This window comes from Kordiimonas lipolytica, from assembly GCF_001550065.1.
Genome location: NZ_LRUB01000011.1, coordinates 224,146 through 236,463, shown reverse-complemented (window position 1 = coordinate 236,463; position 12,318 = coordinate 224,146). Strand labels below are relative to the sequence as shown.

General features: G+C 56.3%; 10 protein-coding genes. 3 read left to right on the top strand and 7 right to left on the bottom strand.

What is annotated here, in order from left to right:
* The first annotated feature begins 198 nt into the window (after positions 1–198).
* Complete coding sequence (locus tag KORM41_RS05620) at positions 199–1,725, top strand: replicative DNA helicase (protein ID WP_068145811.1); 1,527 nt, start codon at positions 199–201, stop codon at positions 1,723–1,725.
* A 51-nt stretch (positions 1,726–1,776) separates the two neighbouring features.
* Here the strand turns inward: KORM41_RS05620 and KORM41_RS05615 are convergent, their stop codons facing one another.
* From KORM41_RS05615 to KORM41_RS05600, 4 genes are all read right to left on the bottom strand, one after another.
* Positions 1,777–2,061 carry a hypothetical protein gene (locus KORM41_RS05615; protein WP_068145807.1) on the bottom strand — a complete coding sequence of 95 codons (285 nt, stop codon included), beginning with the start codon at positions 2,059–2,061 and terminating at the stop codon, positions 1,777–1,779.
* A gap of 126 nt (positions 2,062–2,187) precedes the next feature.
* Positions 2,188–2,526, bottom strand: a complete 339-nt coding sequence (locus tag KORM41_RS05610; RefSeq protein WP_068145804.1) for a ferredoxin family 2Fe-2S iron-sulfur cluster binding protein — start codon at positions 2,524–2,526, stop codon at positions 2,188–2,190.
* A complete protein-coding gene (locus tag KORM41_RS05605; RefSeq protein ID WP_068145801.1) occupies positions 2,523–3,680 on the bottom strand; it encodes a cysteine desulfurase family protein in 1,158 nt (385 codons plus the stop codon). The genes KORM41_RS05610 and KORM41_RS05605 overlap by 4 nt, the downstream gene beginning before the upstream one ends.
* Positions 3,681–3,699: 19 nt before the next feature.
* Positions 3,700–4,818: a cysteine desulfurase family protein gene (locus KORM41_RS05600; protein ID WP_068145797.1), complete on the bottom strand. Its 1,119-nt coding sequence runs from the start codon at positions 4,816–4,818 to the stop codon at positions 3,700–3,702.
* A 169-nt stretch (positions 4,819–4,987) separates the two neighbouring features.
* On the opposite strand from KORM41_RS05600, the gene KORM41_RS05595 reads away from it, so the two are divergent.
* Positions 4,988–5,635, top strand: coding sequence for an alpha/beta hydrolase (locus KORM41_RS05595; protein WP_068145794.1), 648 nt, complete (start codon positions 4,988–4,990; stop codon positions 5,633–5,635).
* A gap of 5 nt (positions 5,636–5,640) precedes the next feature.
* Here the strand turns inward: KORM41_RS05595 and KORM41_RS05590 are convergent, their stop codons facing one another.
* Together KORM41_RS05590 and KORM41_RS05585 are read right to left on the bottom strand one after the other, a co-directional pair.
* Complete coding sequence (locus KORM41_RS05590; RefSeq protein WP_068145791.1) at positions 5,641–6,222, bottom strand: PAS domain-containing protein; 582 nt, start codon at positions 6,220–6,222, stop codon at positions 5,641–5,643.
* A 77-nt stretch (positions 6,223–6,299) separates the two neighbouring features.
* The gene (locus tag KORM41_RS05585) at positions 6,300–7,460 is read right to left on the bottom strand and encodes an anhydro-N-acetylmuramic acid kinase (protein ID WP_068145788.1); all 1,161 of its coding nucleotides are present in this window, start codon (positions 7,458–7,460) and stop codon (positions 6,300–6,302) included.
* 122 nt (positions 7,461–7,582) lie between these two features.
* Between KORM41_RS05585 and tyrS the strand changes: the two genes are divergently transcribed.
* Positions 7,583–8,833, top strand: a complete 1,251-nt coding sequence (tyrS, locus tag KORM41_RS05580) for a tyrosine--tRNA ligase (RefSeq protein WP_068145785.1) — start codon at positions 7,583–7,585, stop codon at positions 8,831–8,833.
* A gap of 84 nt (positions 8,834–8,917) precedes the next feature.
* On the opposite strand, the gene KORM41_RS05575 is transcribed toward tyrS, so the two are convergent.
* Positions 8,918–12,217 carry a YhdP family protein gene (locus tag KORM41_RS05575; RefSeq protein WP_156431908.1) on the bottom strand — a complete coding sequence of 1,100 codons (3,300 nt, stop codon included), beginning with the start codon at positions 12,215–12,217 and terminating at the stop codon, positions 8,918–8,920.
* Positions 12,218–12,318: the final 101 nt, after the last annotated feature.

Genomic DNA, 12,318 nt, shown 5'->3' with positions numbered 1-12,318 from the left:
TAGACAGCCACCTTTTTCCTGACTTATCCCCAGACTTAACAGGGTGTGGAAAAGTCTGTTGGGGAAAAGCCGAATTGGCAGTTGGATCATGCGTCAAAACCTGTATGGTCGCCCCTACCAAGCTCATGGGGGCACAAGACCCCTGGGGAGGAGGCCTGGGCTTAGGGTTGGAAACCGCACCACGGAGGGTTGCTTTTTATGGAAGCTGTCAAGAATGACGCTGCCAACGATGAAGGCGGCGAGCTGAACTATCGCCAGCCGCCTCATAACCTGGAAGCCGAACAGGCACTTCTGGGGGCTATTCTCGTGAATAACGAGGCTGCGCAGAAGGTTCAGGGCTTTTTGCTTGCTGAGCACTTCTACGAGCCCGTGCATGGCCGCATCTATGAAAGTGTCCTGAAACTCATGGACAAGAACCAGATCGCGGACCCGGTCAAGCTCAAACCCTACTTCGAGAATGATGAAGCGCTCACGGACGTGGGCGGGGCGCGCTATCTTGTGCGCCTGGCGGCTTCGGCCACCACCATCATCAATGCCGAAGACTACGGTCGTACCATCTATGATCATGCCATGCGCCGCGCGCTCATACAGATCGGGGAGACGATGGTGAACGACGCGTATGACGCACCCGTTGACGTTGAGGCCTCGGAACAGATCGCGGACGCTGAAAAGCAGCTGTTCGATCTGGCTGAAATGGGCCAGGCGGAAACGGGTGCGCAGGCATTCTCAAAGGCGCTCCGTACGGCTGTCGAGAATATCGAAAACGCCTACAAGGATCCTGACAGCCTTTCCGGTGTCACCACCGGTCTGGCTGCACTGAATGACAAGATCGGCGGGCTGCATAACTCGGACCTTATGATTCTGGCAGGACGGCCAGCCATGGGGAAAACCGCGCTCGCCACCAATATCGCATTCAACGCCGCCAAACGCTATGCGGACGATCGCCTGGCGGGCATCCCGCCGGAGAAATCCAAAGGCGCTGTTGTATGCTTTTTCAGCCTCGAGATGTCGGCCGACCAGCTGGCTGCTCGTATCCTGTCGGACCGCGCCAACCTTGTGTATGACGGGCCGGAGCCGATCCAGTCGCACAAAATGCGTCAGGGTAGCCTGGACCAGCGCCAGTTCGAGGCCATCGCCCGCGCCGCGATCGAGCTTGAGGACGTGCCGCTTTTTATCGACGATACCCCTGCCCTGACCATCGCGGCCCTCAGGAACCGCGCTCGCCGGCTGAAGCGCCAGCACAACCTGGGCCTTGTGGTGGTCGATTACCTCCAGCTCCTGCGCGGATCGGGCAAAGGCACGGCCGCCGACAGCCGGGTTCAGGAAATTTCAGAGATCACGCGGGGCCTCAAGGGGCTGGCAAAGGAACTTCACGTGCCTGTCCTGGCGCTATCGCAGCTTAGCCGGGGTGTGGAACAGCGGGAAAACAAACGCCCCATGCTGTCTGACCTTCGGGAATCCGGCTCGATTGAGCAGGACGCGGATATGGTGATGTTCGTTTTCCGTGAGGAATACTACAAGGAAAAAGAAGAGCCGTCCCAATCCGACCAGGAAAAGCACGTCCAGTGGCAGGCCGAGATGGAAAACCTTTACGGCAAGGCGGAATGTATCATCGGCAAGCAGCGTCACGGCCCCGTGGGAACCGTGCATTTGGCGTTCGAGAAAGACTGCACACGCTTTACCGACCTTATCGAAGAAGATCACCTGCCCGAACGGTTCGATTAGCGTTTCAAACAAAAAACAAGAAGGCGGACCGTATGGCCCGCCTTTTTCATTTTAGTCGCATGTGATTTCGGTGGTGCTGCCGTCTTCGCGTTCTATCACCACCGTGCCACCATTTTTCGTGCAGTTGATGGTGCCGTCCTTTGTGTGGACCACGATACTGTCACCCCGGCTTTCAATCTCAATATCATCGCCGGACACGCTGACCTTGTCACCGCCGGCAATCACCAGAAAGCCATCATGATCATCGTCATGATCACTTGAGGTCAGGCTAGCGCTCACTACTGCAAGCACGGCAGCGCCGCCTGCCAGTGCCATGAAAAGCTGATTTCTTGTCATAATTTTCCCCTCGCTGTTCGGTCATTCTTCTGATTTTCGACCTACGAAGAAAATATGGGGAAAAGCGAAACAGATTTCAACTGTCCTCTTGTAGCCGGGCAGCAAAGCCCCACCAGCGCACCGTTCCTAGAACCCCATCATATTGCGGTGTTCTTTGGGCACCCTGAAGACTATTCCGTCGAGGTCTGCAGTGATCACCACCTGACACCCCAGGCGGGATGTTGCTGATAGCCCAAGCGCGAGATCGAGCATCTCTTCCTCGTCATCACAGGCTTGTGGAAGGCGGTCGAAGTGTTCTTCATCAACGATCACATGGCAGGTAGAGCATGCCATATTGCCTTCACAAGCGCCTTCCATCTCAATGCCGAGTTCATGGGCAAGCTGAAGCGCCGTAACCCCCGGTTCCGTCTCGACAGATTTTTCCTCGCCATTCGGCAGTTGGAATGTCACTGTCACCTTGCTCATGGCTTCAGGCCCCCCATAGCATTCACCGCACCAACAAGGGTGTCTGCGGCAAAATCAATTTCATCATCAGTCGTGAAGCGGCCAACCCCGATCCGAAGCGCGGACTTTGCCTGCGCATCTGTCCGCCCGATTGCCTGCAACACATAGGAAGGGCCGCTGACCGCGGACGCGCAGGCAGCCCCGCTTGAAACGGCGAGCGAGCGGATATTGGCCAACAATAGATCGCCATCAAGCCCCGGGAAGCTGACATTCAGGTTGCCGACCCAGCGCGCCTCTTCATCGCCGTTTATAAGAAGATTCGGCAAGGCCTTGAAAAGCTTTGATTTCAGCCGGTCCAATATCTTGGCCAGTCGGTCTTTTTCCTGCGCCATTTCTGCCTTGCACAAGGCTGCGGCCGCACCCAAGCCAGCCACCAAGGCTGGAGCCTGCGTACCTGAGCGGATACCGCCTTCCTGGCCGCCGCCCGACATTTGCGGCGTTAGCGTGGTTTGCCGCCCGTTACGCTTGTAAAGCGCGCCCACGCCTTTGGGCCCATATATCTTGTGGCCGGAGATGCTCATCAAGTCGATGTTCATCGCGTCCACGTCCAGCTGTATCTTGCCGAAAGCCTGTGCGGCATCGGTATGAAATAGCGCACCCTTTTCCCGGCAGATAGCACCAATCTCAGCCATGGGCTGGATGACGCCTATCTCGTTATTGACAGCCATCACGGAGACCAGCGCTGTCTCTGTTGTTACCGCTTCAGCAAGTTGGTCCAGGTCAATCAGGCCGTTGGGCTTCACCGGCAAGTAGGTAACCCGGCATCCTGCCTTTTCCACAGACTTGGCTGCTTCCAGCACACATTTATGCTCTGTCACCACGGTCACAAGGTGAGGTTTCTTCTTGCCCCAGACATCCATGATGCCCTTAAGCGCCAGATTGTTGGCTTCCGTGGCACCAGAAGTGAAATAGATTTCGCCCGTTTCCGAACCAATCACATCCGCAACCTGCTCGCGCGCAACATCAAGCGCCGCCTCGGCTTCCCATCCGAAACGGTGCGTGGACGAATGCGGATTGCCGAACTTGCTTGTCAGGTACGGCATCATCGCATCGAGCACCCGCTCATCCATGGGCGTAGTGGCCTGATAGTCCAGATAGATGGGTGTTTTCACCATAAAGCGGTGTCTCCCGCGCTTATCTTGCCCGCGTGCGACTATAGATGGATTTCCAGGCCGCAACAAATGCGTCGACATCGGCCTCTGTGGTTTGGTAGCCGAGCGACACCCGGATCGAGCATTCGGCCTGCTCGGGCGCAAACCCCATCGCCGTCAACACATGCGAGACCTTCACCTTGCCTGATGAACAGGCAGAACCAGATGACACACAAATGCCATTGAGGTCAAAATGCATGACCTGTGTTTCGCCCTTTACGCCCGGCATGATCAGGCAGCTGGTGTTGGCAATTCTCTCTGCCCCGCTGCCGACGACAATCACATCGTTCGCAATTGCCCGTATCTCGCTTTCGAGCCTGTCACGAAGTCCTTTGATGCGGTCCATATCCCCAAGGCCGACCATGGCTTCCATGGCTCCTGTACCAAAACCTGCGATACCGGCGACATTCTCTGTACCGGACCGGCGCGACAGTTCCTGCCCGCCCCCCGCGATCAGGGATTTGAGCGGTGCCGTTGGCCCCAGCACGATCGCGCCCACGCCTTGCGGGCCACCCAGCTTGTGAGCAGACAGCGTCAGGTAATCGACACCCAGTGCCTTGAAATCGAGCGATATTTTGCCTGCAGCCTGCACTGCGTCAGTATGCATTCGGGCGCCATGCTCCTTGGCAACAGTTGCTATTGCAGCCACATCCTGCAGCGCGCCCATTTCATTATTCGCAAGCATGACCGAGACCAGCGCCGGCTTTTCCGCTTTCGCCAAAAGGCTTTGCAGGGAGCCCATATCAACCACACCCTGATCTGATGTCGGAATGACATAGACAGGGAGGCCACTTTCCTTGGCGGCAGCAAAGCCACAATCATGTTCAATCGCAGAAATCAGGATGGATGCGGCCCCCGCGCCCCGAATCACCGTGTTCGAGGCTTCCGTGCCGCCGGACGTGAAAACCACATCCCGTGGCCGCGCGTTCACCATTGCCGCTACCTGTGTCCGCGCTTCCTCAACACGCGCGCGGGCATCCCGACCCGCCGCATGGACAGACGAAGGGTTGCCAACAGTGCGCATCGCGGCGGTCACTGTGTCGATCACCTCATCCCGGATCGGGCTGGTGGCGTTATAATCAAGGTAAACTAAGCGCTTCATAGAGCCATCACATAGGGCCTATAAAGGGCTCGATCAATTCTATTTTTCACCAAAGGCATGAGATTGCTTGCGAATCGGTACTAAAACTCTATATACGGGGATCAGGATACATGATGGGTGCCCGTGCCCAACAAACCATCATTAACCACAAGATTTATAAAGATCGTCAATGCCCGAAATCATATTCAGTGGACCAGCTGGCCGCCTTGAAGGCCGATACCAGCCCGGTAAAACCGAAACGGCGCCAGTAGCGCTGATCCTGCATCCGCACCCGCAATATGGCGGCACCATGGACAATAAGGTCACTTATTATCTGTATCACGCCTTTGCCCACCGCGGCTTTGCGACACTCCGCTTCAATTTCCGCGGTGTTGGGCGCAGTCAGGGCGAATTCGACAATGGTACCGGCGAGCTTTCCGACGCGGCAGCCGCGCTGGATTGGCTGCAGTCGATGAATGAAAATTCGACCGGCACCTGGATTGCCGGTTTCTCCTTTGGCGCCTGGATCGGCATGCAGCTTTTGATGCGCCGTCCAGAAATCAAGGGCTTCATTTCCGTCGCGCCGCCAGCAAACCTGTATGACTTCTCATTCCTGGCGCCCTGCCCGTCGTCCGGCCTGATCATCCAGGCTGACCAGGATGACCTTGTAACGCCAATTTCAGTGCAGAAGCTTGTTGAGAAGCTGAAAGCGCAGAAGTCCATTACCATTCATCATGACAATATCAAGGGGGCCAATCACTTCTTTGAAAGTGAGCTTAACCAGCTGATGACATCGGTGAACAACTATCTGAACATGCGTCTGACATCCGGCGACTAAGCCGCTCAGACCATCCCAGTCGAGGAACCGGCCATTTCGTTATCATACGGAATGGCCGGTTTTTCATTGGGGACACCATAGCCAATATCAAAATAATCGAACTCAACGATCCTGGAATGATTTCGCTGGAGATCAATTGAATAACCAAGCGGCGTATCACGGTCCGGCGTATCGGTCAGGCCTAGCTGGAAGGTTACTGCGCCATTTTCGTCGCGCGCGGGCAGCCCAACCCCACGTATATCCACCTTGTGACCATTCGACAGCGTGGTCTGACGTGTGATGCTCATGCCGCAGGGATGCGAGCAAATCGGGGCCATTGCCTTGGTATAGAAATCCTTTTGCTCACCGTGATAAACGCCAAGGAAATCACTGCCTACGCCTAGATCAGGAATGAAGGCATCAAGTGCCGTTCCAAGAAGCCTGACCGTCATCACCTCTGGGCCTTGCCACTGCAACAGGTAGAAGCATGGTGCGACTTTCGGGATATCCTTGAGCTGGATCGCCGAACGCAACGGAATATCGCCGGCACTATCCGCCAGCGACTGCCAATATGCGACAAAGTTCTGGAAATCTTTTTCACCCAGCAAGCAACGCTCCCATCCCCCGATTAGAAACTGACGTTCTTATAGCAGACCAATAACAAAAAAAGGTTAACTAATGTTAACTAGCGCCTCAACCGCCGCCCTCTGGGTTCGTGCATAACGCCCCCAAGGGTTGGCTCATTGCATCCTGTGGTGCTTGGCAGGCTCAGCGCCAATCCGCGCACCGTGCGCGCGGCAAGAAATGCGAAGGCCTCGGCTTCAAGCGCATCACCCCGCCAGCCCAGCACTTCCACCGGGTCCACCAGCACCGGCATGCGCCTGCGAAGGCGTCGCATCAGGGTCGGGTTGTGCCTCCCGCCTCCGGCCACATACCAGGCCTCTGGGGGACTGGGGAAATGACTCTGCGCAGAGATCACCGATTCCACCACGAAATTTGTCAGCGTTGCGGCACCGTCTTCTGCGGACAAGCCGCGGACTGCCTGAATGTTGAAATCATCCCGGTCGAGTGTTTTGGGTGGTTTCTCATCGAAATAAGGCGATGCCATAAGACCCATCACCACTTCATCATGGCTCAGACCACGTGCCGCCAGGTTGCCGTCTGTATCCACCGGTTTACCAGTATGGATTTCCGCCCAGTCATCCAGCATGGCGTTGCCCGGGCCCGTGTCGAACGCCATGATCTCGGGGTCTCCGCCTTCTGCGCCAAATCGCACCCATGTCACATTCGCGACACCGCCAATATTCAGCACGGCCACAACATTGTGGCGCCGCGCGCGTGCCAGAAGCGCCGCATGATAAAGCGGCACCAGCGGCGCGCCTTCGCCGCCGGCCGCGACATCAGCAGTTCGGAAGTCATTCACAACCTTGATACCTGTCAGGCCCGCCAAACGGCCACCGTCCCCCAGTTGCCAGGTCCAGCCCCTGTCGGGCCGGTGGGTCAGCGTCTGGCCGTGAAATCCGATAAGATCAATCTCATCTGGCGTTTGCCCTGTGACAGCCAGAAGTTCAAAGACAGCCTCTGCGTGCCAGTCCGCAAGGTCGTCATCCAATTGTTTGATGGCTTCGGGCGGGTTTTCCGCACTGGCACAGCCTGCAGCCAGAGACAGGCACTCTTTCACCTTGGAGCGCATTTCCGGCGTATAGGGCATTGTCAGGGATGGCCCCAGGCGCTCAATTCGCACGCCATCTGTATAGATCATGGCTGCATCGATGCCGTCCATCGAAGTCCCGCTCATCAGGCCAATCACACATTTGATTTCGCCCGGTTCACCCAAAACTGACATAAAACACCTGTCTCCTGAACTTTTGCACCCGCTTGGGGCTTTGCCTTACCGCCACCGTATGCTACATCAGCCCGCTCTTAAATAATTTTATTAGTGCCACACCATCTATTTGGACCAGATAAATGACCAACTTGAAATCGGAATTTCTTCAAGTCCTGACCGAACGGGACTTTATCCACCAGGCAACCGACCTGGAAGGATTGGACGCAAAACTGTCTGAAGGCCCGGTTTCAGCTTATATCGGCTTCGACTGCACGGCTCGCAGCCTGCATGTCGGTAGTCTCGTTCAGATCATGATGCTGCGCTGGCTGCAAAAAACCGGCCACAAGCCGATCGTTCTGATGGGCGGCGGGACATCCAAGATCGGCGACCCATCAGGCCGCGACGAAAGCCGCCAGTTGATGACCGAAGAGATCATCCAGGACAATATGGCCGGCATTCGCACCATCTTTGACCAGCTGCTGACATTCGGTGACGGCGCAAGCGATGCCGTGATGGTCAATAACGGTGAATGGCTGGATGAACTGCACTACATCCCGTTCCTGCGCGAGATCGGCCCACACTTCACCATCAACCGGATGATGACATTCGACAGCGTGAAGCTTCGCCTTGAGCGCGAACAGCCACTGACGTTCCTTGAGTTCAACTACATGATCCTGCAGGCTTATGACTTCATGGAACTGGCAGGCCGCTATGACTGTGTGCTGCAGATGGGCGGGTCCGACCAATGGGGCAATATCGTCAACGGAATGGAACTCGCCCGCCGCAAGGCTGGCAAGCACCTGTTCGGCCTGACGACACCGCTGATTACAACGGCAGACGGCAAGAAGATGGGCAAAACCGCCTCTGGCGCCATCTGGCTTAACGAAGAGCAGCTGCCCGCTTATGACTTCTGGCAGTTTTGGCGCAACACGCAGGACGCAGACGTTGGCAAGTTCCTGCGTCTGTTCACCGAACTGCCGATGGACGAAGTCCGTCGTCTTGAAGCTTTGGGCGGCTCTGAGATCAACGATGCCAAGGTGATCCTTGCCAACGAAGCAACAAAGCTGTGCCGCGGAGAGGACGCCGCCAGGGCCGCAGAAGCAACTGCCCGTGAAACCTTTATCAAAGGCGGCGCAGGTGCTGATCTGCCGACTGTTTCAGTGCCCGCCGCTGCCCTTCAGGCAGGCTACAATGTTGTGGATCTGTTTATTGAAGCAGGCCTGGGCAGTTCGAAAAGCGAAGTCCGTCGCCTGATCAAACAGGGCGGCGCCAAGCTGAATGATGTCAAAATCGAAAGCGAAGATGACACTGTCACGGCTGTGGCGCTCAATGATGGTCAGATCAAACTGTCCGCCGGCAAGAAGCGCCACGCGCTTGTGAAGGCAGAATAGAAGCAATACAAGCGCTCAAATCAAAGAAGCCTCCGCCCATATAGATGCGCGGGGGCTTTTTTTGTTTCTTCTTTCTTATTGATGCTAAAGCTGTGGCTCGTCTGACGGTGGCGTTTCCGGCACTGGGCTCGGCTCCTCAGCCTCAGGCTCTGCCGCTTCCTCACCTGGCCCGCCACCGGCCGGTTGCGCCTCGCCTTCTGGCGGCGCTGGTGTCTCTACGTCCGAAATCTTACCCTTCCTGCCCTCAAATAGCAGGCGCAGGAAACCTGGCGCGATGCCAGATACTGGGTTGATCGTGAACTCAGGGTTTTCAAGCTGGCCCTTCACCCGGTAGGACACACCGAAAACACCCTTGCCCTCACCGCCTGTCAGCAGCGTGCCAAGGATGGGGATTTTGCCAAGAAGCGAGTTCAGCCCATAAGCAGGCACAAAAACGCCGTTCACGTTGATCTTGTCTTCCCGCGCGGAAATCTGGCCTTCCATGGTCATGCCCATCGTCGGGCCGTTGGCCTTCAGGCCAGACAGATCTAATATGCTGTTGGTATAGTCAAACGGCACGTCAATCTTATCCAGCGTCACAGGCCCATCAGAAAGATAGTCGTTGAGCCCGCTGACAACCCCTTCCTTGACGCCAGGCCCAAGATTCTCCTTTGAGACCATCAAAGCATCGCGAACTTTTGCTTCGCCTTTCATATGCAACCGATCACCCCAACCCGATGTCATGCCGGACATGCTAAGTTCGCCGTCCCGTATGTGGGCAAACAGCCCAAGCCCGCGAAGGATATGCCCAGCATCGGGGCTGGCCAGCGTGATAGACTGTCCTGCAGGATCATCAGTCTCGCTCACCGTCATCGTCACTTGCTTTTCCGTGCCCGGCACAAATCCGGAAAATGACAACTCTTTCGGTTCGCCGGTGCGGAACCGCGTTTGCAGTGTAGCCTTCTCCAGTGTCTCGCCGTTCAACAGCAAAAGCCGGTCCGCCAGCAACTTGATGTCTGTGTCGCTACCTTCTCTCTCCGCGTCGGGTTCAGCGGTGCCTTTTGGCTTTTCCGGACCATCGTCGAGGCCTTCGAGAAAAACCCCAGCATCAAAAGCAGTAGCCACAATATTGACCTGAGTTGGTACATTGGGGCGCTGCACAACTGTACCGGCTAGTTCGTGCCTACCCATTTTCCGGATGGTGAAATCACCATCCATCATGCCGCTTTCGCGACTGCCCCAATCAAACGAGGCGACAAGGTCGACATCCTCTCCCTGAACTACCAGGGGCGCCAGCGAAGTGCCGTCATCTTTGAACACTAGTGTGCCGGTTACCATCGCCGGACTGGACGCCGGCTTTTGCCAAGCCAGTTGCGAAGCCTTCAACACAGCACCCGTGGCATCAGCGGTGAAATAGCCCCGGCTGAACTTGAAATTCCGCCCGATGAATGTGGCCTCACCAACCGCCTTGCCAGCCAGGAAGTCCGAAATATCAATACCGAACGCCTGAATATCATTTTCATCAAACTCGCCAACGAGTACCACTTCAGTTGTTTCGGCATCATCGCTCACCCTGCCCGCTGCGAAATCTTCCCGCCAGTAAAGGCTCATCGGTACGCCATTCAACCGGCCATCCCCGGCCAGCGACAGTCGGTCACCGTCAAGCTGGAGCATCATGGCCCCCTCTCTTAGCCCTTCGCCGCCCAGAAGGTCCGCGACAGATGTTTCCCTGAGCTGCGCCTCAACGGTATAGATCACGTCTTCCTTCGGCACGCCCTTGACGAGAGGCAGCGTCACTATCACGTCCACGTCGGCCGTGCCATCGACCCGCGCGGGATCAAAGTCAATCTTCTGGGGCACATTAAGCGGATCGTAGGAGATCAGGTCCATGATCGTAGGCACTGCACCAGATAGCTTGATATCAAACCGACCGATACCTTCCCCTGGATGATGGATATCGACCATGTGCGCGGTCGATCCAGCCACAGACATCCCAAGCACCGATCCACCTTGCAGTGCGATGTCAAACTCTTCATGTGTCAAGCGGCCGCTGCCCACAGCACCCTCAATCGGGGGCATATCCCGCAGGTACCTGGTCTCGATACCTGTAAAATCGAAATCCAGCTGGAAAGCACTGCCTTTGGCAAAGGCACCGCCTTCTTTTGGTGACCAGTCCACATGGAAGCTCACGTCATGTGCAAGCCCCTTGATCATATTGTCGTCAACCCACACGCGGGCGCCCCTCGGGCTGCCGTCCGGATAGGTCGCGATCGGCCAATAGCGCTTGACTTCGGCGATTGTCGCGGCCTGCGTTTCAAATAGAAACTTGACGCTCGGTTCATCAGCATCCTCGAACCACTGCAGAACGCCGCTACCCGTTATCTCCCGTTCACCCGCCTGCAAGGAAAGCTCTTCAACAACAATCATGTCTTCAGAGGCGACGTAGTAACCATCAATCGCGCCAAAGCTGATCGGCGCCGGGTCAGGAAAACGCACCGGATGACTGATTAGGCCTTCATCAATTCCGACATGGAACCGCGCTGATCTCAGGCCCACATTCGAAGCCAGTTCGAAGTCCAGCCCCAGCGTTACCGGGAAATCCAGATACGTAACCACTTCCGGCATGGTCGCCTGGAAGCTAAGGTCACTTGGTTTCATCTGACTGAATGCCACAGAGACAGATAGTTCCCCAACGTCCGGCTCTGCCTCTCCCTGAAGCTGAAGCTGCACCGGCCTGTTGCCCAGAACCACATCCGCAAGCGCAGCAAGTGTCAGCTTGTCATCTGCTGATGCCAGTTCAAGGCGCGGCACTGAAAACCGGGCATTCTGGAATTCCTCGCCTCGTACAATCTCAACGACGGAACTGGTAAGAATAATACTGTCCAAATCGGGGGCCTGGTCCATCAGCCGCCGGGCAAACCGACTGAAAGCTTCTGTCACCGGGCGGAAAACCGCGGGTTTTGGGAAGCCGCTTTCGCCGAACAAGTCGGCAAATGACCCGTTCCCAGTGGCGTCAGAAAAGCCTGCAAGGTCTGTTATCAGCACATTCGGTGCTTCAAGTTCAACAGAGGACAGGCCGACATCGCCAAGAATGCTTGAAAAGGTCACGCCTACCCGGGCGCGCGGCACGCGGGTAGTCATGCGGTTGGCCCTATCCGTCAGCCGCAGGTTGGTGATTGATATCCAGGGACGTACACTACGCCAGTCCCACCCAACTTCCGTCTGGTCGAACTCTATCTGCCAGCCGGGCAGGAAGCCTTCGGCTTGTTCGATCAGTTCCTCGCGGGCGATGCCAAGATCGATGGGAGCAAACAAAAGGCGCGCAAACAAAAGGCATGCCAGCAGCACAGATGCTGTAGCAAGCCACACGCCGGTTCTACCCATGAAACCCAAAGTCTTTTTCAAAGATGACGTCCGATCGCCTTAATTGCCCTTGATTTGAGTAGGCAAGGTATGAACACTCGTGTCTGTCCGCAAACAAAAATTCAGAAAGTTGGCCCTTCTGT

Coding starts and splice junctions, on each gene's coding strand:
- KORM41_RS05600 (WP_068145797.1), bottom strand. CDS start 4,818: ATGAAGCGCTTAGTTTACCTTGATTATAACGCCACCAGCCCGATCCGG.
- KORM41_RS05615 (WP_068145807.1), bottom strand. CDS start 2,061: ATGACAAGAAATCAGCTTTTCATGGCACTGGCAGGCGGCGCTGCCGTG.
- tyrS (WP_068145785.1), top strand. CDS start 7,583: ATGACCAACTTGAAATCGGAATTTCTTCAAGTCCTGACCGAACGGGAC.
- KORM41_RS05605 (WP_068145801.1), bottom strand. CDS start 3,680: ATGGTGAAAACACCCATCTATCTGGACTATCAGGCCACTACGCCCATG.
- KORM41_RS05610 (WP_068145804.1), bottom strand. CDS start 2,526: ATGAGCAAGGTGACAGTGACATTCCAACTGCCGAATGGCGAGGAAAAA.
- KORM41_RS05585 (WP_068145788.1), bottom strand. CDS start 7,460: ATGTCAGTTTTGGGTGAACCGGGCGAAATCAAATGTGTGATTGGCCTG.
- KORM41_RS05595 (WP_068145794.1), top strand. CDS start 4,988: ATGCCCGAAATCATATTCAGTGGACCAGCTGGCCGCCTTGAAGGCCGA.
- KORM41_RS05620 (WP_068145811.1), top strand. CDS start 199: ATGGAAGCTGTCAAGAATGACGCTGCCAACGATGAAGGCGGCGAGCTG.